The 21,193-nt window shown below is 64.1% G+C and carries 19 protein-coding genes; 10 read left to right on the forward strand and 9 right to left on the reverse strand.

From position 1 onward, the window contains the following. Window positions 1-45: 45 nt before the first annotated feature. Entirely contained in the window at window positions 46-225 is a 180-nt protein-coding gene (locus KEM60_RS03135) for a hypothetical protein (protein ID WP_219106060.1), read from the reverse strand. Between the two features lie 71 nt (window positions 226-296). On the opposite strand from KEM60_RS03135, the gene bluB reads away from it, so the two are divergent. Then, complete coding sequence (gene bluB, locus KEM60_RS03140) at window positions 297-2,087, forward strand: 5,6-dimethylbenzimidazole synthase (protein WP_219106061.1); 1,791 nt, start codon at window positions 297-299, stop codon at window positions 2,085-2,087. Between the two features lie 27 nt (window positions 2,088-2,114). On the opposite strand, the gene KEM60_RS03145 is transcribed toward bluB, so the two are convergent. Further along, window positions 2,115-2,903, reverse strand: coding sequence for a TSUP family transporter (locus KEM60_RS03145; protein WP_219106062.1), 789 nt, complete (start codon window positions 2,901-2,903; stop codon window positions 2,115-2,117). Between the two features lie 125 nt (window positions 2,904-3,028). Here KEM60_RS03145 and KEM60_RS03150 point away from each other — a divergent pair, with 125 nt between their 5' ends. Then, window positions 3,029-4,456, forward strand: coding sequence for a nucleobase:cation symporter-2 family protein (locus KEM60_RS03150; RefSeq protein WP_219106063.1), 1,428 nt, complete (start codon window positions 3,029-3,031; stop codon window positions 4,454-4,456). A 2-nt stretch (window positions 4,457-4,458) separates the two neighbouring features. Next, the gene (locus KEM60_RS03155) at window positions 4,459-5,763 is read left to right on the forward strand and encodes a guanine deaminase (protein ID WP_219106064.1); all 1,305 of its coding nucleotides are present in this window, start codon (window positions 4,459-4,461) and stop codon (window positions 5,761-5,763) included. Window positions 5,764-6,024: 261 nt separating this feature from the next. On the opposite strand, the gene KEM60_RS03160 is transcribed toward KEM60_RS03155, so the two are convergent. Then, window positions 6,025-6,270, reverse strand: a complete 246-nt coding sequence (locus KEM60_RS03160) for a hypothetical protein (protein WP_219106065.1) — start codon at window positions 6,268-6,270, stop codon at window positions 6,025-6,027. Here KEM60_RS03160 and KEM60_RS03165 point away from each other — a divergent pair. Then, a complete protein-coding gene (locus KEM60_RS03165; RefSeq protein WP_219106066.1) occupies window positions 6,263-7,222 on the forward strand; it encodes a DUF2891 family protein in 960 nt (319 codons plus the stop codon). The two genes, KEM60_RS03160 and KEM60_RS03165, sit on opposite strands and share 8 nt — an antisense overlap. 86 nt (window positions 7,223-7,308) lie before the next feature. Here KEM60_RS03165 and KEM60_RS03170 read toward each other — a convergent pair whose 3' ends face one another. Next, entirely contained in the window at window positions 7,309-9,093 is a 1,785-nt protein-coding gene (locus tag KEM60_RS03170) for a proline--tRNA ligase (protein ID WP_219106547.1), read from the reverse strand. 179 nt (window positions 9,094-9,272) lie between these two features. Between KEM60_RS03170 and KEM60_RS03175 the strand changes: the two genes are divergently transcribed. The 6 genes from KEM60_RS03175 (at window position 9,273) to KEM60_RS03200 (ending at window position 14,614) form a co-directional block, all read left to right on the forward strand. Further along, window positions 9,273-10,238, forward strand: a complete 966-nt coding sequence (locus tag KEM60_RS03175) for a hypothetical protein (protein WP_219106067.1) — start codon at window positions 9,273-9,275, stop codon at window positions 10,236-10,238. Between the two features lie 127 nt (window positions 10,239-10,365). Beyond that, a complete protein-coding gene (locus KEM60_RS03180; protein WP_219106068.1) occupies window positions 10,366-10,740 on the forward strand; it encodes a peptidase inhibitor family I36 protein in 375 nt (124 codons plus the stop codon). Continuing rightward, a complete protein-coding gene (locus KEM60_RS03185; protein WP_219106069.1) occupies window positions 10,727-11,602 on the forward strand; it encodes a hypothetical protein in 876 nt (291 codons plus the stop codon). The genes KEM60_RS03180 and KEM60_RS03185 overlap by 14 nt, the downstream gene beginning before the upstream one ends. A 38-nt stretch (window positions 11,603-11,640) precedes the next feature. Beyond that, on the forward strand, window positions 11,641-12,774 hold the full coding sequence (locus KEM60_RS03190; RefSeq protein WP_219106070.1) for a peptidoglycan-binding domain-containing protein: 1,134 nt from the start codon (window positions 11,641-11,643) through the stop codon (window positions 12,772-12,774). Beyond that, window positions 12,771-13,478, forward strand: coding sequence for an ABC transporter ATP-binding protein (locus KEM60_RS03195; protein ID WP_219106071.1), 708 nt, complete (start codon window positions 12,771-12,773; stop codon window positions 13,476-13,478). Before KEM60_RS03190 ends, KEM60_RS03195 begins: the two co-directional genes overlap by 4 nt. Next, entirely contained in the window at window positions 13,472-14,614 is a 1,143-nt protein-coding gene (locus tag KEM60_RS03200; protein WP_219106072.1) for an ABC transporter permease, read from the forward strand. The genes KEM60_RS03195 and KEM60_RS03200 overlap by 7 nt, the downstream gene beginning before the upstream one ends. A 56-nt stretch (window positions 14,615-14,670) precedes the next feature. Here KEM60_RS03200 and KEM60_RS03205 read toward each other — a convergent pair whose 3' ends face one another. The 5 genes from KEM60_RS03205 to KEM60_RS03225 all read right to left on the reverse strand — a co-directional run bounded on the left by KEM60_RS03205 (window position 14,671) and on the right by KEM60_RS03225 (window position 21,062). Next, window positions 14,671-15,585, reverse strand: a complete 915-nt coding sequence (locus tag KEM60_RS03205; protein ID WP_255574186.1) for a DUF4081 domain-containing GNAT family N-acetyltransferase — start codon at window positions 15,583-15,585, stop codon at window positions 14,671-14,673. Beyond that, window positions 15,545-16,705 carry a flavodoxin-dependent (E)-4-hydroxy-3-methylbut-2-enyl-diphosphate synthase gene (ispG, locus tag KEM60_RS03210; RefSeq protein WP_219106073.1) on the reverse strand — a complete coding sequence of 387 codons (1,161 nt, stop codon included), beginning with the start codon at window positions 16,703-16,705 and terminating at the stop codon, window positions 15,545-15,547. Before ispG ends, KEM60_RS03205 begins: the two co-directional genes overlap by 41 nt. Window positions 16,706-16,763: 58 nt before the next feature. Continuing rightward, a complete protein-coding gene (locus KEM60_RS03215; RefSeq protein ID WP_219106549.1) occupies window positions 16,764-18,113 on the reverse strand; it encodes an RIP metalloprotease in 1,350 nt (449 codons plus the stop codon). 48 nt (window positions 18,114-18,161) lie between these two features. Then, complete coding sequence (gene dxr, locus KEM60_RS03220) at window positions 18,162-19,421, reverse strand: 1-deoxy-D-xylulose-5-phosphate reductoisomerase (RefSeq protein WP_370626300.1); 1,260 nt, start codon at window positions 19,419-19,421, stop codon at window positions 18,162-18,164. Window positions 19,422-19,595: 174 nt separating this feature from the next. Further along, on the reverse strand, window positions 19,596-21,062 hold the full coding sequence (locus tag KEM60_RS03225; protein ID WP_219106075.1) for an NAD-dependent succinate-semialdehyde dehydrogenase: 1,467 nt from the start codon (window positions 21,060-21,062) through the stop codon (window positions 19,596-19,598). Between the last annotated feature and the right edge of the window lie 131 nt (window positions 21,063-21,193).

Here is a 21,193-nt window from a genome sequence, read left to right on the forward strand (position 1 = left end):
TGGATCACCGACCAATACGACCGCTACGTCATGGGCAACACAACCCTAGCCACCCCCCACTGACACCGCCGAGGATTTCTCCTCGCCATGGGCTCCCACCACCGGCGCCCTTCCGGCCGCGGACAGCACGATGCCCTCGGCGGACGACACCGCGAACCTGCCCACCCCACAGCTCAGGTCGGCCCAGATCGTCGTCACCCCCACCGGCGAAGCCTCAGCGAGCATCGACCATCGAAAGGACTCCGATCCCCGATGAGCGATTCGAGGTGCCCCGCCCAGCGCAGTAGGTTGGGAGCATGACCAGCCAGGACGTGACCCCCACTGACCTCGAAGGCAAGTGGCAGCGGCCGGTGCCCGTCATCGGCGACACCAGCACCGCCCGACAGCGCGCCGACGACCCCGCCGGATGGGCTTTCCCTCAGGACGCCGTGGCACACCTGGCGAGCATCATCGCCGGACGACGAGACATCCGGCGGTTCCGCCCCGACCCGGTGCCAGATGATCTCTTGTCCGCCGTTCTGGAATCTGGCCACCTCGGCCCATCAGTGGGGTTCAGCCAACCGTGGCGATTCATCGTGGTCCGCGACCCACGCACGCGAGACCGGGCCGCAGCGCTCGCTGATGCCCTACGGATCGAACAAGCCGCCGCGCTGACTCCCGAACGTGGCCAGCAGCTCCTTGACCTGAAACTTGAAGGGCTACGAGAAGCTCCCGTTGGCATCGTCGTCGCCTGCGACCGTCGTACCCCGGCGCTCGGGGTCCTCGGCCGCGCCACGTTTACCGACGCTGACATGTGGAGTTGCGCCTGCGCCGTCCAAAACATGTGGTTGACCGCCCGAGCCCACGGGCTCGGCATGGGCTGGGTCACTCTATTTCGCCCAGACGACCTGGCCGACCTGCTCGATCTACCTGACGGGGTCGACACCTTGGGATGGTTGTGTGTGGGCTGGCCTGACGAACGCCCCCCAGAACCTGGACTGCAGCGTCTCGCCTGGGGTGCCCGACGTCCCCTCGATGACATCGTGATGCATGAACGTTGGCCCGGTCCCGCCGCCGACCGGTCACCGAGCAGCCCCACCAACCATCTCCGATCCCCTGACCAGCAACACACGGTGGCCGCAACCGACGACGCCGACCAATTACTTTCTCCACCAGGATCGTTGGGCGTCCTCGACCGTGTCCTCGACCGGATCGTGTCCTGCGGTGCCGGCGACGCCAGGACCGGCACCCTCGTCCTCGTCGGCGCCGACCACCCGGTGACCACCCACGGGGTCTCCGCTTACGCCCCCACTGTGACCCGAGAGGTCATGCACGCAGCGGTGGCAGGAACTGCCATGGGCGTGGTCAGCGCTCGCGGAGCCGGACTAGACCACCTGGTCATCGACGCTGGCACTGCCCCCTCACCCGTCGAAGGGGCGGTGACATTGCCCCGCATGAACGGATCAGCCTCTGCCGGTGACCTGGTCACTCACGATGCAATGCCACGTCACCATGTCGACCTGCTGGTCGATGAAGGACGCCACCTGGGGCGGACTGTCGGCAACACAGGAATGGTTGTCCTCGGCGAAGTGGGCGTTGGCAACACCACCGTGGCAGCTGCCCTCGCGGCTGCGCTCCTCCCGATCACCCCGCACGATGCCGTCGGGCTGGGCGCAGGCGCAGATTGCGACATCGTCGACCGCAAAATCTGGGTGGTCACCGAAGCTGTGCAGCGGATGCGAGCTGCCGGTCGGCTCACTCACCCCGACCCCTTGGATGTGCTGGCCGGTGTGGGTGGACCGGAGTTCGCGGTGCTGACTGGGGTGATCCTCGGCGCTGCCGAGGTCGGCGCACCGATCGTGCTGGACGGGCTAGCCACCGGCGTACCAGCGCTGATCGCACGGCGACTCGAACCAGCCGTGCATGCCTACCTCATCGCCGGACAGCGCAGCCGCGAACGAGCCCATTCCTTGGTGCTTCAGGACCTCGGCTTAGAACCCTTGCTGGAGCTGCGACTCCGCGCCGGTGAAGGCGTCGGCGCGAGCCTGGCCTGCTCCTTGGTGTTGCAAGGCCTCCAGATCCGCCGAGATACGGCGCGCACCCACTGAGTGGCCTTCCTCCCGGCGATCAGCCGGTCACATCATCCCGAACTGTCGAGCGGTATCTAGCCCGATCTTCACCACGAAAGCAGCCATCACGAAGACCAACACCATCCGGATGAAACCGTGCCCTCGGGAGACTGCGGTGCGCGCTCCCAGATAACCGCCGAGGACGTTGGCTAGCCCCATCGGAATGGCGACCTGCCACCATACGGCGCCTTGGGGCACGAAGACCAACAACGCTGCGACGTTGGTCGCGAAGTTGGCCCCTTTGGCCAAGGCACTGGCCTGCAGAAAGGCATATCCGAGGATGCCGACAATCAAGAAGACAAAGAATGACCCGGTGCCTGGCCCCAATGCCCCGTCCCAGACCCCCACCAGCAGACCTATGGCGACTGCGCGGACCACCAGGTCCCGCCCCTGATGACGTAGCTGTTCAACCTGACCCAACGTGGGACGAAACACGGTATAACCGCCCACCAGGATCACCACGAGCAGCACTAACGGATTCAATGCCGCGCGCGGGATCCATGAGGCGATGAACGCCCCACCGGCCGCCCCAGCAAATGCCCCTATGACCAGTGGGGTTGCGGTGCGCATGTCTGGGCGTACCCGTCGTAGGTACGTCAGGGCGCTGGCTGTCGTCCCGCAGAAGGACGAGAACTTATTGGTCGCCAACAATAGGACCGGCGCCGCCTGGGGAAACGCCACGACCAGCGCTGGGAGTTGCACCAGCCCCCCGCCCCCCACGACGGCGTCCACCCATCCGGCGAAGAAGGCCGCCGTCACCAACAGCGCCATGGTCAGCACAGGAAGAGAATCCATTCGCCGTACTGTAACGAGCCCATCCTGGCCACCCTGCCCAAGGTAAATTCACATTCGCAGGACGTCGCATCGACTTTGGTGAGAGTCTGCTCAGCATTGACCGTTGCCTGCCCCCAGAGAGCCCCATGACATCCGCCGGCCTTGCCACCACGCCCGCCCCTCACCCCGTCGACGAGGTCCTGCCCGCCCCCCGGCTGGTCGTCTACGGCATCCAACATGTGCTCGCGTTCTACGCAGGCGCCGTCATCGTCCCCATCTTGCTAGCCAACGCCATCAAACTGGACACCGCACAACTCATCCACCTGATCAACGCCGACCTGTTTACCTGTGGAATTGCCTCGATCATCCAGTCTGTGGGGTTCTGGAAGGTCGGCGTACGGCTCCCCCTCATCCAAGGCGTGACTTTCACTGCGGTCTCCCCGATGATCGCGATCGGCCTAGCGGCAGGGGGCGGCACCCAAGGCCTGGTCACCATCTACGGATCGGTGATTGTGGCGGGGCTGTTCACCTTCCTCATCGCCCCCTACTTCAGCAGGTTGATCCGCTACTTCCCCCCAGTTGTCACCGGATCGGTGATCACCATCATCGGGGTGGCCCTCCTGCCAGTCGCCGCAAACGACGCGATCACAGCGATGCCCGACCCAGCCCGCAACTTCGCCCAGATCGGTGTCCCCGCCGCTCAAATCGAACTAAAAAGCTTGCTTTATGCCACCGGGACATTGCTCTCCATCGTGCTGTTGCAGCGGCTATTCAAGGGGTTTATCAGCACCATCGCGGTCCTGCTCGGCCTGGTCGGTGGCACCACGGTGGCCTTCCTGCTCGGCGATGCCCGCTTCGAGGAGGTGTCCGGAGCAGCGTGGGTCGGAGTGACCACTCCCTTCCACTTCGGAGTCCCGGCATTCTCCATCACGGCGATTCTCTCGATGATCCTGGTCATGCTGATCACTGCGGTGGAGACCACCGGCGATGTCTTCGCCACTGGCGAAATCGTTGGTAAGGACATCGAGTCCCAAGACATTGCTCGAGCCCTGCGCGCCGATGGCCTGTCCACCGCTATCGGCGGCGTCCTCAACTCCTTCCCCTACACCTGCTTCGCCGAGAACGTCGGCCTGGTCCGACTCACCAAGGTCAAGTCCCGGTGGGTGGTGGCCAGCGCCGGGGTGGTCATGATCGTGCTGGGTTTGCTCCCCAAAGCTGGCGCCCTGGTCGCCGGGATCCCCCACCCGGTGCTGGGTGGTGCCGCACTGGCCATGTTTGCCACGGTCGCTGTGGTCGGCATTCAGACCCTGACTCGCGTCGACTTCACCGACGACCGCAATATCGTCATCGTGGCAACCAGCCTTGCGCTGGCGATGCTCGTCACGGTCCAGCCGAACATCCAATATCTCTTTCCCGGCTGGGCGCAGATCATCTTCGGTTCTGGCATCACCCTGGGCAGTCTGTGCGCAATCGTGTTGAACCTGGTCTTCCACCACACCGGGCATCCGCATACCCCTGAGGAAGCGATCGCTGATGCCACGGCCCGGTCACATGAGTCAGCCCCTGGAGCCTGACGATGGTCCTCTATCGCGGCACCGTGGTGGACACTCCGCCACCTGGAGAGGGCAGCGCATTGTGGTCGTCCCCTACCACGTTGCGGGTCGAGCAGGACGGGGCGTTGCTCGTGCACGACGGGATGATCGTGGCACGTGGGCCTGCCGACGCCCTGGTCGCCGAGCATCCTGAGGATGAGGTCGTTGACTGTCGTGGCGGGTTACTCCTCCCCGGGTTCATTGACACCCATGTGCATTTCCCTCAGGTGCGGGCCCTGGGTGGGTTGGGAATGCCGTTGCTGGACTGGCTGGAACGGCGAGCGCTGCCGGAGGAAGCTCGGCTCGCTGAGGCCAGTTATGCCAGGGAAGTGGCGGAGGAGTTCTGCGAGGGTTTGGCGCGGGCTGGTACGACGAGCGCGCTGGTGTTTGGGTCACATTTCGCGTCGGCGGTAGATGAGCTGTTCACTGTTGCTGATCGCCGTGGCCTTCGGATCACCTCTGGTCTGGTGCTCGCTGATCGGGAGTTGCGTGATGACCTGTTGACCACGCCTGATCAGGCTGTCACCGATGGGTTGGCGTTGGCGCATCGGTGGGATGGTCATGGCCGGTTACGGTATGCGATTACGCCGCGGTTCGCGTATTCGTGTAGCCCGCACATGTTGGATTCGTGTGCGCAGCTGTGGGAGCAGGTTCCGTCGGCGTACCTGACCACCCATGTCAATGAGAATCCTGCGGAGATCGCTGGGGTGTTGCAGGCGCATCCTGGGTCGCCTGACTACGTCGGGGTGTACGGCGCTCACGGTCTGCTCGGTCCGCGCACGGTGTTGGCCCACGATGTGCATGTCACTGCTCGGGAATTAGATGAGTTGGCGGCGACGGGTACGGCGGTGGCGCATTGCCCGACGAGTAACGGCATGTTGGGCAGCGGGTTGTTTGATTTTCGGGGGCATGTGCAGGCGGGGGTGCCGGTGGCTTTGGGCAGTGATGTCGGCGCTGGGACGGGGTTTTGCCTGTTGAAGGAGGGGTTGCAGGCGTATCAGGTCCAGCAGTTGCGTGACCCTGGAGCTGGGGATCCGTTGACCGGAGCGGATCTGTTGCGGTTAGCCACTGCGGCTGGGGCAGACGTCCTCGGATTGGCAGACATCTGCGGGGACTTTTCGGTGGGGAAGGCGTATGACGCGGTGTGGCTGCGACCAGAGATCGGCTCCACGCTGGATGTGGGTCTGCGGCATGCTGATTCGGCGACGGACGCGTTGGCGTGGGCGTTCACGGTGGGGACCTGCACTGATATCGCTGCGGTCTGGGTGGGCGGAGATCGGTTGCGGTGACCTTACTGGCGGAGGCAGATCCGCTGTACGACCTGCTCGGGATAGACGCCGATGCACCCCCTGAGATCAGTCCCACGACCTTTTGGACCGGCTTCACCGTCGGTACCGGCGGCTTTATCAGCTTCGCCGTCGTTGGCGCTGGGTTCTCCCTATTCGTCGCTGCTAGAGGCTCGCACGATCTGGAGCGGCCCTAGCAGTGCGATCCGTCCTGACACACACCATCAGAGCAGCTTATTGGTACGTCAACACCCCCACCGACAATCAGCTGACCAGCATGTCCTCCATTGATGCCTTGGCTGGGCCCGTGTCGTACTGATTCATCGACACCACTGACGGTGGTTGTCCTATTGTGACGAGCGGGGCGTGCGCCGACCCGACCCGGCGGTGGATGCTCTCCCGGTGGGCAGGTGGTCCGCCGGATGCTGCTGGAAGGACGCCGATGGTGCATTCCTCGTCAATCCCGTACGCCGCTGACTGGGCGAGGATCGCCTGCGACGTCTTGGACACCCCGTTTCCGTACGCTGCGGGTCATGTGTCGAACGGACCGCAGGACTGTGAGGTCACTCCACCACGGTTACACCCGGTGTTTCATGGCTGCTTGGACTGGCACAGTTCGGCACATATGCAGTGGTCGTTGGTGACGCTGCTGACCGTGGCGGCCGACCAGCTCGATGACGATCTGACCGACCGGGTGGTGTCTGAGCTGACCGGCCGGGTGACTGCGGAGCAGGTCACAGTGGAAGTGGAGTATGTGCGCGCGCACCCTGGTTTTGAGCGTCCCTACGGGTGGGCGTGGGCAGCGATGTGGTGGTCGGCGTTGCAGCGTTGTCCGCTGCCGCAGGCCCGGGGATGGGCGCTGGCGGCGGCGCCACTGGCGGAGCTGGTGTGGGAGTCGGTGCCGGCCTGGCTGGACCGGCAAACCTATCCGGTACGTCATGGGGGGCATGCGAATTCAGCGTTTGCGGTGATGTTGTTGTCGCGGGCTGCACGACAGGCTGACCGAGGCGACATCGTGGACCGGTTGGCGCGGGCTGCCCGGGAGTGGTTTGTCGAGGACACCGACTATGACACCCGTTTCGAGCCGAGTGGGCACGATTTCTTGTCCCCAGCGCTGACTGAGGCGGCATGTTTAGCTGAGGTGCTTCCCCGGGATGAATTCACGGCCTGGTTGGCGGCCTTCCTCCCCGGGTTGGGCGCGGACCGGCACCGGAATCTCCTCCAGGCCCCCACGGTGACAGATGGCGCTGACGGGCAGCAGGCCCACTTGTATGGGTTGGCTTTGTCCCGGGCGTGGCAGTTGCGGATGGTGGCGCCGTCGCTGCCGGAGTCTGCCGCGCAGGTGGTGTTGGCTGCGGCGCAGCAGCAGGAGGCGTCGACGGCGCCGGTGATCACTGGTGGTGACTTCATGGCGACACACTGGCTGGTGTCATTTGCGCTGTTGGCGCAGCTGGCGCAGTGATCGGGACACGCCGGTACGGCGACGGGCCGGGCGCCCTCCTGGCAGGAGCGGCGCCCGGCCCAATGAATCGACGGGAAGTACGGCGGTCAGGCGCCGTGAATCTCAGCAATGACCGCGTCGACGAGGCCGTCCACCGCGACCTCGGTGCGCTCGCCGCTGCGGCGGTCTTTGATTTCGGCGACGCCCTTTTCTAGGCCTTTACCGATGACCACGATGGTGGGCACTCCGATGAGTTCGGCGTCTTTGAACTTCACGCCGGGGCTGACCTTGCGGCGGTCGTCGAAGAGCACGTCCACGCCACGGGCTGCCAGGGCGTCGGCGACGTCCTGCGCGGCAAGGAAGACCGCTTCGTCTTTGCCGGTGGCAACAATATGCACGTCAGCAGGGGTGAGGGTGCGCGGCCAGCACAGGCCGATCTCATCGACAGTGTTTTCAGCGACGGCGGCGACCGCCCGCGACACGCCCACACCGTAGGAGCCCATGGTGACGGTGACGAGTTTGCCGTTTTCGTCGAGGACTTTCAGGCCGAGCGCGTCGGCGTACTTGCGGCCGAGCTGGAAGATATGTCCCATCTCGATGCCGCGGGCGGTGCGCAGCACTCCTTGACTGTCGGGGCTGGGGTCGCCGTCCCGGATCTCGGCGGCCTGCACGATGCCGTCGGCGGTGAAGTCGCGCCCCAGGACAACGTTGATGGCGTGGTGGTCGACCTGGTCGCCGCCGGTGACCCAGGCGGAGCCGGGCGCGACGGACGGGTCGAGCAGGTAGCGGATCCGGCGGGGATCGTCGTCGGCGAGGCTGGCGTTGGGGCCGAGGGGGTCGGTGCCGATGTATCCCTTGACCAGCGAGGGGTACGCCGCGAAGTCGGCTTCGGTGAAGTCGTCGAGTTCGAGCGGAGCGACTTGCGCTTCGAGTCGCTTCGGGTCGATCTGGCGGTCACCGGGCAGGCCCACCACCAGCGGCGTGCGGGTGCCGTCGCCGGCGCGCAACATGACCACGACGTGTTTGAGGGTGTCCGCCGCGCTCCAGGGGCGCCCGTCAGTGCGGGGATGGGTGGCGTTGAGGCAGGCGACGAGGGCATCGATGGACGGCGCATTTGGGGTGGACACCAGCTGTCGGGCAGGAGTAGTGGCGACCACCTCCGCGGGCAACGCGGCGGCCTGCGGGATCACTACCGCTTCCACGTTCGCGGCGTAGTCGCTGCCCTCGCAGCGCACGAAGGTGTCTTCACCGTTGGGGTCGACAGCGAGGAACTCCTCGCTGGCTGAACCGCCCATCGCGCCCGACATGGCTCGCACGATGACGTAGTCGAAGCCGAGCCGGTCGAAGATCCGGATGTACGCCGCACGGTGGGCGTCGTAACTGGCTTGGAGCCCCTCATCGGTGACGTCGAAGCTGTAGGAGTCCTTCATGACGAACTCGCGTCCGCGCAGCAGGCCCGCGCGGGGGCGCGCCTCGTCACGGTACTTCGTTTGAATCTGGTAGAGAGAGAGCGGCAGGTCTTTGTAGGAGGAGTAGAGGTCTTTCACCGCGAGGGTGAACATCTCTTCGTGGGTGGGACCGAGCAGCATGTCGGTGCCCTTGCGGTCCTTGAGTCGAAACAGGTTGTCGCCGTAATCGACCCACCTGCCTGTGGCTTCGTAGGGCTCACGGGGCAGCAATGCGGGGAAATGCAACTCCTGGGCGCCGATGGCATCCATCTCTTCGCGCACGATCATTTCGACCTTGCGCAGCACGCGCAGCCCCAACGGCAGCCAGGTGTAAACGCCGGGCGCGACGCGACGAATATACCCAGCACGCACGAGCATCCGGTGCCCGGGGAGTTCAGCGTCGGCCGGGTCCTCGCGCAAGGTCCGCAGGAACAGGCTCGACATGCGCAGGACGGTCACGGGTTCTCCTCGGCAGGTTCGTGGTGTGCGCTCGCCAGGATATCGGCCCGGCCAGCGCGGCAGCCATCGCATTATCCCTTCGGCTCGACGTCAGTGAGGGGTGTGGCCGGGTTCACGTGTGGCGTTACGAGGGTCGCTGCAAACGGGTTTTTACTCTGAGAGGCGTGGGCGGGGGCTGGCTCGGGGTCGTCTCTGGTCGTCGGGAGGGCGGCATGTCAGTACGTCGGAGTGCTCAACGGTGGGGTCCGGGTGGACGTCGTATCGCGGGAGCGGTCATTGTGGCGGTGATCTGGGCGGGAACGAGTGGTTGCGGTCGTGACGAGAACGTCGTGGTGGACCCGGCGACCGAGGCCGCATTGTTGTCCATCTCGACGATTCCCTCGGAGCTGGCTCAAGCGGAGCAGCGAGTGACCGCAGATTGCCTGCGCGATCATGGTTTTTCCGCGGTGGAATCGTTTGAAGTCCCAGGCGGAGACTCCGCGAATCTGGCCGGAATTGTCGGTCTACGGGATGTGGAGGTCGCCCGCACAGAGGGGTACGCCGAGATTGCGGTCCGCCATGACGCCGCTCCGGCCACAACTGGCGAAAGCCCAACAGACTCGGCGTATGAGACGGCATTCGCCGGTCGCCCTGGCCACGATGTCACCATCGAACTTTCTGGGGGTACAACCATCGGCGCTGCCGACGAAGGCTGTCTCGCGGAGGGCAGGAAAAAGATCTACGGCTCAGTCAAGACCTACCTGTGGATCACCAATATCTCCCAGGACATCAGAACAGCTGTCGGTGACATCAGAACCTCGCCGAGGATGATGGCTGCCAACGTGTCATATTTGACATGCATGACCCATAAAGGGGTCAGCACGACCGGGCTAAGCAATACCTTAGATATTGCTCGAGAGAAATTCGCCTCATCGCGAGCAGCCCACGAACCTCCCGGCGCTGAAGAAATTTCCATGGCGATCGCCGACGCCGAATGTCAACAGTCAGCGGAACTGGCGAAAGTGGCTAATGAGGCGATCGTTCATCAGGGCGCCCAGTGGATCCAGGATCACGAGAAACAGATCCTAGATATCGCCGCTGCCCGCAAAGAAGCCCTGGCTCGAGCCAAGTCGACGCTCAACCGCACCTGACGCCGTGAACGGTGACGCACATCACAGCCCTTGGAGCACCACCCCCCCGAAGATGGATATGTTTTCCATGACCATAGTAGTCACATGGTCATGGACAGTCATCCCATGTCACCTTCAGGAGAAAAACATGCCAGCCTCTTTCATTAAGAAAATGAGCGTCACAGCAGCAACTATCGCCATGGGTGCATCCCTGGCAAGTTTTGCGCCATCTGCATTTGCAGGGGAGAACCAGTGTGGCGCAGGCGCATTTTGCGCCTGGGAGCACAAGAACTACGGAGGAACCTTCCTCTTGAGCACCCACGACACATCCGGCAGCAACATCAGCGTCGCCAGAGACATGGCCTCAAGTGGGATCAATAGAGACGATCAATATAAATTCTCAGGGGTTAGTGACGGAACTCCTTGGGACTCGACGGTTTTCACTTGGGGTGCATTGACGAGAGTCTCACTGCTCACAGGTAGCGCCAATGACACGATCGACTGGTTCTATGCCCACCGCTAAACTCCTCTTCTTCCTGGTTGCCGCCGCAGCACTGTGCAGCTGCGGCGGCAACCAGGAACTTCATGTCGATGATGCAACTAAAGCGGCCCTTCTCTCTGTTGCTCAAAAGCCACCTGAATTAGATACTGCCGTGAAAAATGTCACAAAAGAATGCATGAAAAAGAAGGGGTTCAGCTACGACCCTCCCGCCATTCCTCAGGACTCAGCAGATGCGAACCTCGGGGGAATTATCGGACTTAGGGGATTGGATCAGGCACGCCAGAATGGCTTTGGAGACATTGCCATCATCAGGGATCCCCCACCGCCGGAGGACTCACTGAAACCTGAGGATAAAGCCCTCAATGAAGCCCTTGAAGGTGACTATGGCGACTCCGAGAGCATCACTCTCTCCAATGGAATTGTGCTTGATTCTCCGAAAAATGGTTGTGCCGCCGAAGCAAAAAGAGCAGTCTTTGGATCAGTCACAAATCACCTCTGGATGGATAACATAGAACAGGACGTGAAACAGGCAGTCGGTGAGATAAGGAACGATTCTAGGATCTCCCAAGCTAGTATCAAATACGCGTCGTGCATGCGACAAAAAGGCGTCGATGTCAACACCCTGAAAGATACGATGCGGCGCGCCGAGGAAAAGTTCCAGCACAGCAGAAGGCTGGGCGATCCACCCAGCGCTGAGGAGATCTCACTCGCCGTGACGGACGCTGAGTGTCAGCAGCAGGCGGAGCTGGCGAAGGTCACCAATGACCTGGTCATCAGCAAAGGAGCACAGTGGATCAAGGAGCACGAGAAACAGATCATGGAACTCGCGCAGGTCAGGAAGGAATCTTTGGCCCGAGCCAAGACGATCCTAAACCGCAGCTGACGCCACCGCAGCGACACCGCCCGTGGCGGGTCGCGATGATGACAGCGTTGATCACCCTGGTCGTTGTCGCGACGGTGGCGGCTGTGGTGCTCGCCGCCTTGGGAGTCATCGCAGCCGACGAGCAACAAGGAAGCCCGGCGCCTCAGGCCAGACTCACCGAAAAAGTGACTCTGGGACAGGTGCGCCAAACCGTCAACGGCACCGCCACCGTCACCCGGCAACATCGCCTTGAGCTCAACGTCCCTGCGTCTGCCGAGCAGGGAAGCGTGGTCACCGCCACCAGACTGCGTCGCGGCGAAACCTACGGTGCAGGCTCACTGCTGATGGCCATCTCCGACCGGCCGTTGATTGTGCTGCCTGGCTCGTTCCCCATGTACCGTGACCTGACACCTGGCAGTGAAGGCGCCGATGTCGATCAACTCCAGCACGGTCTACAGGGCCTCGGATACGCCATCGCCGATCCCCCTGGCCGGTACGGCACATCCACCCAGCAGGCCGTCGCTGACCTTTACCGCAGCCTCGACCACGCCCCTCACGGCCATCCACGCACCGCTAAAGACGTGCGGGTGCCTCGCGGAGAGATCGTTTTCTCCCCCGCGCTGCCCCTCGTCGTCACCGACCCCTGCCCTGATGTCGGCGCTGCGGTAGCCCCTGGACAACCGATCTGTGCCCTCAGTGCTGGCGCGGCAGCACTCACCGCCGAAATCCCCGCCGAAACGGTCAAAGATCTCCCGGCGCACGCCACTGTCACCATCTGGACCCCTGGCGGCGACCGTCGTACTGGCACAGTGAAAGACCCCTCCCCCGCCGCCAGCAACCTCACCGGCACCCCCGGACCCGGGGCCAGCAAAGGCAGCGCACCCACCGCCACCCCAGCCCCACGGGACCGATCCGACAGCGAACGCCGCGCCGTGGAACTTTCCGGGACGATTCCCACCGCCTGGACGGACGGCCGTCGGCTCCACGCCGAATTTGTCCTGGCTCAATCCCCAGAGAAAGCCCTCGTCATCCCGGCCGGAGCAGTCCGCGATGACCACCGCGTCCTCGTCGTTGGCAAAGACGGCGATCGGGTCGTCGATGTCACTGTCGGAGTGTGTGCCCTGGGACGATGCGCCATCACACCTCGCGGGGACCTCACCGCCACCGACTCCGTCATCCTGGTGGCACCATGACCGCCCCCTCTGTGCTGGACGCGTCATCATCGAGAACGGCCGTCGTCCGGATGCGCGGTGTCAGTCGGTGCTTCCCCCCAGATGTCATGGCGTTGCGGGACATCGACCTGGACATCATCGACGGGGAAACCCTCGCCGTGGTCGGCTCCAGCGGCTCAGGCAAATCGACGCTGCTCAACCTACTTGGGCTCCTCGACGTCCCCACCAGCGGCACCTACCATCTCGCGGGTCAGGACGTGCATGCGCTCCCCGCCGGTCAACGCGCCCGCTACCGGGCCAACACCCTCGGCTTCGTCTTCCAAGCCTTCCACCTGGTCACCCACCTCACCGTCGAAGAGAATGTGCTGCTCGCCGCCAGGATGCAGCCTCGTGACCGCCGTCGATCCGCCGCCGCCCACGGCCGACGTCTGCTGAGCGAGCTCGGCCTCGCCCATCGCGCACACGCCTTCCCAGCCACCTTGTCCGGCGGCGAAAGGCAACGCACCGCCGTCGCCCGCGCCTTATGCACCCGACCAGCACTGCTGCTCTGCGACGAGCCCACCGGCAACCTCGACCAACGCAGCGGCGCCCGCGTCATCGACTGTTTGCTCCACGCCCGCGAGCGCCACGGCACCACTGTGGTCGTCGTGACCCACGACTCGCAGGTCGCGGCCCGCATGGAACGACAGATCCATCTTGAGGACGGGCAGGTGATGGCATGGTGACCGATGCCATCACTGCAGTGGTCCGTCGATTCCGGCATGCCCTGTTTTCGATGATCTCCGTGGCTGTGGGGATCCTCGCTGTGGTCACCACTCTCGGTCTGTCCCAGTCAGCCTCAGACAACATCACCGCCACGCTGCGTGACGTGGAAGGTCACCAAGTGGTCCTGCGGATGCCACCGCGCGCATGGGAGATCCCCGAGACCGAATTGCTCACCCGACTTCACCAGTTGCCCCAGGTGCAGCAGGTGGGCACTTTTACCCCGTTAGAGGCCCGCACCAGCACCTCTGTGGAGGTGCGTAGCCTGCGGGGCCGCGCCGACACCCCCCGGTTTGTCGTCGCCACCGCGGCCGGTTTGCACGCCCAAGGCGTGGTGGTGCGTCACGGCGACCTGTCTGGGCTTGCCGCGGACCGTGGCGATGTCATCGCTGTGGGCCCCCAGGTCGCCCGCGCATTGCGCAGTGACCCCGGAGAGGGCCACGACCGCATCGATATTGGCCCGTTGTCCGCACGGCTCGGCGCGATCATTGAGGACAGCGGACCCCGCTCGATGCTGTCCACGTCGATCGTCCTCAGCCCCTCCTTGGCGGGCCGGTTGGGTCTGCTCGAACGTGGCCAGCGGTCACTCATCGTGCTCAGCGACCTCAATCATCGAGAAGCCGACCTCAAACTCGCTGCGGACCCAGCCCGTCCCGAGGACGTCACCGTCACCATCCCTGCCGCGTTGCGCGGTGTCACCGCCCGTATCGACGCTGACACCACCGCTCTCATCCTCACTCTCGCGGGGGTGTCCCTGTTGGCTTCCGGGATGGGAGTGGCCACCACGATGCTGGCAGCGGTCTGGGAACGACGTTCCGAAATCGGCGTACGCCGGGCGTTGGGGGCCTCCCGGGTCAGAATCGCCGGGCAATTCATGACTGAGGGAATGATCCTGACCACTATCGGGTCAGCGCTGGGATGGACACTCGGGGTGCTGATCACCGCTGCGCTGGCTCGACATCACGGCTGGGTGCTGGGATTTCCGCCATGGGTGTTTGCGCTACCGGTTTTAGGACCCCTCGTCGGTGTGGTCTTTGGTGCCTACCCGGCGTGGCGAGCCGCGCAGGTCGAGCCAGCCGAACTCCTACGTAGCCTGTGACGGCCAGGGCTGGTGGCATCAGGGCCAGGCGAATCCGGTCTGGTCCCTGACAGCTCTCAGAACAGAATCGTCGAATAGGTGCCGACAGTCCGGAAACCTACGCGCGCATACGTCCGCAACGCCGCGGTGTTGTAGTCGTTGACATACAAGCTCACCCAGTCGACTTCCCGCCTGGCTAACTGGACGACCTGGGCCATGGCTGGTGCGGCTAGCCCCTGGCCGCGGTACTGCGGGTCGACCCACACTCCCTGGATCTGGCCGGCGCCCACCCCGACCGATCCCAGGTCAGCTTTGAAGATCACCCGACCTTGCGCGACTAAAACGTAGGAACGGCGTCGCACCACCAGTGAGCGCACCGCATGCCGGTAGCCCACCTCGCCGACCCGGTCGACGTACGGCGCATATCCGATCTCCTCGGTGAACATCGCCGCCGCTGCGGGGACGAGCAGGTCAAGTTCGTGGTCCGTGGCGTGACGCACCCGCAGGTCTGGGGCGATCCCGAGCGGGTCTGTCGGTCCCATCACCTGCAGCGGTTGGCGAGGACGGACCTCTAACGGCGGCCGCCACCATGAGGCCAGCCGCTCCCAGATCGCCGACACCTGCTCAGCCGGACCGAAGATGGAAGAGAACTGGTGCTGATGGCGACGCCACCGGTCGGCGAACGCCGCAGCAGCCTGAGCGTCGCATCCCACCGGGATCAGGTTGGCGGTGGACCAACTCAACGCGCTTAACCGGCCCTCTGGGTAATACCCCCAGAGGGCGCCACGAGTGCGGTCCAGGTCGACCTCGTCCATCCGGGCAGCGACATAACAGTTAGCGACCGGATCTTGGGCGCAAATCTCCAGCGCCGCGACCCGGTCGGCTTCCCCGACCGGGCGGACGACCTTGCTACCGAATGGCCTCATGACCGCCCGGCGTACCTTGTCCAGGTCACCCGCCAACCACGACCGTGGGACCAGATGCGTCTCCATCCACGGGGGTGCCCATCTCTTCAGCCAGCTTCATTGCCTCCTCAATCAGCGTCTCCACGATCGCCGATTCTGGGACCGTCTTGACGACCTCGCCCCGCACAAAAATCTTGCCCTTGCCGTTGCCCGAGGCAACGCCGAGGTCGGCTTCACGGGCCTCGCCCGGACCGTTGACGACGCATCCCATCACCGCCACCCGCAGAGGCACGGTCATGCCCTCCAATCCTGCGGTGACTTGTTCGGCCAAGGTATAGACATCAACTTGAGCCCGACCGCAGCTGGGACACGACACAATCTCCAGCTTGCGTGGTTTCAGCCCCAAGGACTGCAAGATCTGATTGCCGACCTTGACTTCCTCCACTGGCGGCGCTGACAAGGACACCCGAATGGTGTCGCCAATACCCTGCGCGAGCAAATGCCCAAAAGCCACTGAAGACTTAATGGTCCCCTGGAATGCTGGACCCGCCTCGGTCACCCCCAGGTGCAGCGGCCAGTCTCCGCGCGCAGCGAGAAGCTGATACGCCTTCACCATCGTGACCACGTCATGGTGCTTCACCGAAATCTTGATGTCGTGGAACCCGTGCTCCTCGAACAGACCGGCCTCCCAGACCGCCGACTCCACGAGGGCTTCCGGGGTTGGCCCGCCGTACTTGGCGTAGAGACGCTGGTCCAGGCTGCCTGCGTTGACTCCGATCCGGATCGAGGTGCCATGGTCCTTCGCCGCTTGGGCGATTTCCTTGACCTTGTCATCGAACTGGCGGATGTTGCCTGGGTTGACTCGGACTGCCGCGCAGCCCGCTTCGATCGCAGCAAACACATATTTGGGCTGGAAATGAATATCAGCGATGACCGGGATCTGGGAACGCGTGGCAATCTGGGCCAGAGCATCCGCATCATCCTGGCTCGGACAGGCCACCCTGACGATGTCACAGCCAGCGGCGGTGAGTTCAGCGATCTGCTGCAACGTCGCATTCACGTCAGAGGTCACTGTGGTGGTCATCGACTGCACCGAGACAGGGGCGTCACCACCCACCGCGACGGGTCCTACCTGGATCTTGCGGGAGCGGCGCCGCGGCGAGAGCGTGGGTGCTGGCGCGGACGGCATACCGAGAGCGACGGTCATATGTCCAGTATTCCAGCCCTGATGGTGCACCTGCGCCGGGGCGCAGGTGCACGCACGATCACAGCTTGATCGGTTTGACCAGGTCGGCGTAGATCAACAGGACAGACATCCCGATCAGCACCACAGTCATCGCGTAGGACAGCGGCATCCCCTTGGCCACGTCGACATATCCCGGGTCGGGCGCGCCACGCAACCGAGCAAAACCCCGCTTCAAGGCCTCCCAGAGTGCCCCGGCAATCTGGCCGCCATCCAGGGGCATCAACGGGATCAAGTTGAACACGAAAAGAGCGATGTTCAGACTCGCTAGGAGCATCAGCAAGATCACCAGCAGCTCGGCAGGGCCAGACAGCTTGACCCCCATGAACGACATAGTGCTGGCGACGTCCCCAGCAACGCGCCCGACTCCCACGACCGACATGGGGCTGTTAGTGTCCCGTGGCGCCGATCCGAATGCGGCGTCCCACACCTGCACCAGTTTTTGCGGGAGCCGCAAGACCACGCTGGCGGTTTGGACGACACCATCAGCAACGATCTGAGGGGCTTTGGTGATGGATTGCCGCTCCAGAGCAGTGTTCTGCCCCGTGGACGTCCCGATATAGCCGGCAGTAGTCAACACATAACTGCCGTCATCCTTCCGCTTAGCCTGACCCTTCTCGTCGAGTTCAGGGACTTGATTGGCCATGGGAGTGATCGTGAGCTTCAACTCCTGGTCTCCACGTCGTACGACGAAGGGGACCGGCTTGTCGGCCTGCGGGCGGATGAGCCGGGACACGTCAGCAGAGGATCGCACCGTCGTCCCGTCGATGGCGACGATGACGTCTTCCGGGCGGAGCCCCGCTTTGGCGGCGGGAGATTGTGGGTCGCCAGCACCGCAGGTCGAGGTGTCAGTGGCCGACAACGGCTTCACGCATTGCACCACCCCGCCGACCTTCGCGCCGTCCACCGGCACTTGCTGGCCATACAACGTGGTGATCCCGGTGATGATCACCGTCGCGACCACCAGGTTCATCATCGGACCACCCAACATCACCGACAGCTTGCGCCAGGTGGAGAGTTTGTAGAAGACCCGGTTCTCATCCCCAGGACCGATCTCCTCCATGGAATAGGCCCGTGCATCGTCGATCAGCGCTGTCAACCGCCCAGTGCTTGACCCACGCAGCAGTCCATCAGGGTCACCTGGCTTGGGAGGGAGCATGCCGATCATCCGTACGTAGCCTCCCAACGGGATGGCTTTGAAACCGTACTGGGTGTCACCGATCTGGCGGCTCCACAAGGTCGGGCCGAACCCGATCATGTACTGCGAACAACGCACCCCGGCCAGTTTTGCTGGAATGAGGTGACCGAGTTCATGCAGAGCGATGGACAGGCCGATGCCGAAGGCGATGAACAACACGCCGAGGACATACATCAGCACGCTGAGGGTCCTTCCGTGGGGTTACGGGGTCAGAGGTGCCACTCAGGCACCCAGGAGGTGATGGACTCGAGCCCGGGCCCAGTCCTCCGCCGCCAACACCTGGGCAACGTCGAGGCTGGACGTGTCGCTCCCGGTCGAGGTGACCGATGTCGACAAGGTGGGATTGGCCGGCGCCTGCGCCCAGTCGTCAACGACCCGGGCCACAGTTTCGACGATAGCGGTGAAGCGCAACCGCCCGTCATGGAAGGCCTCGACGCACTCTTCGTTGGCGGCGTTGTAGACGGCAGGGAAAGTCCCGCCCTCCTGACCGCAGTGCCGAGCCAACGCCACCGCGGGAAAAGCCACATCGTCCAAGGGGTCGAACTGCCAGGTCTGCGCCTGAGTCCAGTCGCAGCCTGGGGCAGCGCCAGGGACCCGCTCCGGCCAGGCGAGGCCGAGAGCGATCGGGATCAGCATCGACGGCGGGCTGACTTGAGCCACCGTGGACCCGTCGGTGAATTCCACCATCGAATGCACCACCGACTGCGGGTGGACGACGACGTCAATCCGTTCAAACGGGATGTCGAAGAGCAAATGCGCCTCAATGACCTCTAGGCCTTTGTTGACCAGGGTCGCCGAGTTCGTGGTGACCACCTTTCCCATATCCCAGGTGGGGTGAGCCAGCGCCTGGGCGGGGGTGACCTGGTGCAGGTCGTCCCGAGAACAGCCCCGGAAAGGGCCGCCGCTGGCTGTGAGGACCAGACGGCGGACCTCGTGGTCGCTCCCGGCCCGCAGGCACTGGGCAATCGCGGAGTGTTCGGAGTCAACCGGGACGATCTGGCCAGGACGTGCTGCTGCTTTGACCAAAGGACCCCCAACGATGAGGGATTCTTTGTTAGCCAAGGCCAAACTGGACCCTGCTCGCAGGGCGGCCAAGGTGGGAGCGAGCCCGATGGAGCCGGTGATGCCATTGAGGACAACGTCGCAGCTCAATCCGGCGATGACGGTGGCTGCCGTGGGTCCGGTGTGGAGTTCGGGGGTGTAGTCGTCTCGTCCAGCCTCCGCGGCGGCGTGAGCGATGGCTGCTGCGAGGTCGTCGATGTCGGCGCGAGCAGCCCCCACGGCGGAGACATCGAAAGCCACCGCCTGTTGGGCGAGAGTCGTCAGGTCACGGCCGCCCGCGCAGAGCCCGGTCACCCGGAACCGCTGGGGGTTGCGGGTGATGACGTCCAGGGCTTGGGTGCCAATGGAGCCGGTAGAACCGAGAATCACCACATCCCGTCGAGCGGTGGATCGGTGTTGTTCGCTGGGAGTCACCGTCAGATTGTCCCGCACCCTGTGGACGTCTCGGACGGGCGGTACGCCGACGACGGACTCAGCAGGTCGGCCACCCACCTGCCCAGCCCGTCAATCTGTCGACGGCGCAGTATCGCTGAGGCGGCAGATCTCCCTACCTGCATCGCAAACATCTACCCCCGTCGTCGCGTCAGCGAGGCTTCACAGGGCCATACCGACGTACGTCGTCTCGAGATACTCAGCGATCCCTTCAGGCCCGCCTTCTCGGCCCAACCCGGACTGTTTGACCCCACCGAAGGGCGCCGCGGGGTTGGACACCACTCCGGCGTTGATCCCGACCATCCCATACTCCAGCGCTTCGGCGACCCGCAACGCTCGGGACAGATCCTGAGTGAAGACATAGCTCATCAAGCCATACTCCGTGTCGTTGGCGCGGCTGATCGCTTCATCCTCGGTGTCGAAGGCGACGATCGGTGCCACCGGTCCGAAGGTCTCCTCCCGCAAGATACGGGCGTTCTCGGGGACGTCAACGAGAACCGTCGGCGGATAGAAGTGCCCCGGACCGTCCCCGGGAGTCCCGCCGCACAAGATCCGTGCTCCCCCGTCTCGGGCGTCATCAACGAGTTCTTGGACTGTGGACACTGCGGTCGCGTCGATGAGCGGGCCGACGTCAGTGCCCTCCTCAGCTCCCGGACCCACAGTGAGGGCGGACATCTTCTCGGTCAGCCGTTGGGCGAACTCCTCAACAACCGATGTGTGCACGAAGATCCGGTTCGCTGCGGTGCAGGCCTCCCCCATGTTGCGCATCTTGGCCAGGAGGCTCTGTTCGACAGCGCGGTCAAGGTCAGCGTCCGGGAAGACCAGCAACGGCGCGTTGCCACCCAACTCCATCGAGACCCGCAGCACGCTGTCCGCGCTCTGTCGGATCAGGGTGCGTCCCACGTCAGTAGACCCGGTGAAGGTGAGCTTGCGTAGCCGACCATCCTCAAGCAGACCAGTGACCACCTGACGAGTCGTGGAGGTGGGAATGACGTTGAGGACCCCAGCTGGCAAGCCAACCTCGTCGAACACCTGCGCCAGCGCCAACATCGTCAACGGGGTGGCGGACGCAGGTTTGATCACGCAGGTGCATCCAGCGGCCAACGCCGGACCAATTTTGCGGGTGCCCATCGCCAGCGGGAAGTTCCACGGCGTGATCATCAAGGTCGGACCGACCGGTCGACGCAGGGTGAGCAGCCGAGACCCTCCAGCTGGTGCTGGCGAATAGTCCCCCCGGATCCGGACGGCTTCTTCAGCAAACCAGCGAAGGAATTCCGCACCGTAGGCGACCTCACCTCGGGATTCCGCCAAGGGTTTTCCCATCTCCGCGGTCATCAGCGCAGCAAAATCTTCGGTGCGTTCCACCACACGCTCGTAGGCCGCACGCAACAGGTCGCTCCGTTCCCGAGATGAGGTCGCGGCCCACGCAGCTTGGGCGGCGCAAGCGGCATCGAGGGCGGCGCGGGCATCGGACTCGGTGGCGTCGGCCACCCGAGCGATCACGGCACCGGTGGCGGGGTCATACACCGGCAAGGTGCCGCCCTGGGTGGCCTCCCGGAAAGCTCCGTCGACGTACAGTCCGGTGGGGGTGATGGCGAGCAGATCGGTCAGGGTGGCGGCTGTGGTCATGCCCCCCATCTTGGCCCCCTGCTCAATCCCCGGGACAGGCGCCCCTGGGAGTACGCTGAGCGAACGCCCGTCCGGCGTCGGTCGGCGATACAGCCGCGCCACCGGCTTGCGGGCGTCCCGTACCGTCGACT

It is taken from the genome of Austwickia sp. TVS 96-490-7B, assembly GCF_019331795.1.
In the GTDB taxonomy this organism is placed as follows: Bacteria; Actinomycetota; Actinomycetes; order Actinomycetales; family Dermatophilaceae; genus Austwickia.

What these genes read in the sequence shown, in the direction of transcription:
- KEM60_RS03135 (WP_219106060.1), bottom strand. Translation starts at nt 225, where the DNA reads ATGCTCGCTGAGGCTTCGCCGGTGGGGGTGACGACGATCTGGGCCGAC.
- bluB (WP_219106061.1), top strand. Translation starts at nt 297, where the DNA reads ATGACCAGCCAGGACGTGACCCCCACTGACCTCGAAGGCAAGTGGCAG.
- KEM60_RS03145 (WP_219106062.1), bottom strand. Translation starts at nt 2,903, where the DNA reads ATGGATTCTCTTCCTGTGCTGACCATGGCGCTGTTGGTGACGGCGGCC.
- KEM60_RS03150 (WP_219106063.1), top strand. Translation starts at nt 3,029, where the DNA reads ATGACATCCGCCGGCCTTGCCACCACGCCCGCCCCTCACCCCGTCGAC.
- KEM60_RS03155 (WP_219106064.1), top strand. Translation starts at nt 4,459, where the DNA reads ATGGTCCTCTATCGCGGCACCGTGGTGGACACTCCGCCACCTGGAGAG.
- KEM60_RS03170 (WP_219106547.1), bottom strand. Translation starts at nt 9,093, where the DNA reads ATGTCGAGCCTGTTCCTGCGGACCTTGCGCGAGGACCCGGCCGACGCT.
- KEM60_RS03180 (WP_219106068.1), top strand. Translation starts at nt 10,366, where the DNA reads ATGCCAGCCTCTTTCATTAAGAAAATGAGCGTCACAGCAGCAACTATC.
- KEM60_RS03185 (WP_219106069.1), top strand. Translation starts at nt 10,727, where the DNA reads ATGCCCACCGCTAAACTCCTCTTCTTCCTGGTTGCCGCCGCAGCACTG.
- KEM60_RS03190 (WP_219106070.1), top strand. Translation starts at nt 11,641, where the DNA reads ATGACAGCGTTGATCACCCTGGTCGTTGTCGCGACGGTGGCGGCTGTG.
- KEM60_RS03195 (WP_219106071.1), top strand. Translation starts at nt 12,771, where the DNA reads ATGACCGCCCCCTCTGTGCTGGACGCGTCATCATCGAGAACGGCCGTC.
- KEM60_RS03200 (WP_219106072.1), top strand. Translation starts at nt 13,472, where the DNA reads ATGGTGACCGATGCCATCACTGCAGTGGTCCGTCGATTCCGGCATGCC.
- KEM60_RS03205 (WP_255574186.1), bottom strand. Translation starts at nt 15,585, where the DNA reads ATGGAGACGCATCTGGTCCCACGGTCGTGGTTGGCGGGTGACCTGGAC.
- ispG (WP_219106073.1), bottom strand. Translation starts at nt 16,705, where the DNA reads ATGACCGTCGCTCTCGGTATGCCGTCCGCGCCAGCACCCACGCTCTCG.
- KEM60_RS03215 (WP_219106549.1), bottom strand. Translation starts at nt 18,113, where the DNA reads ATGTATGTCCTCGGCGTGTTGTTCATCGCCTTCGGCATCGGCCTGTCC.
- KEM60_RS03225 (WP_219106075.1), bottom strand. Translation starts at nt 21,062, where the DNA reads ATGACCACAGCCGCCACCCTGACCGATCTGCTCGCCATCACCCCCACC.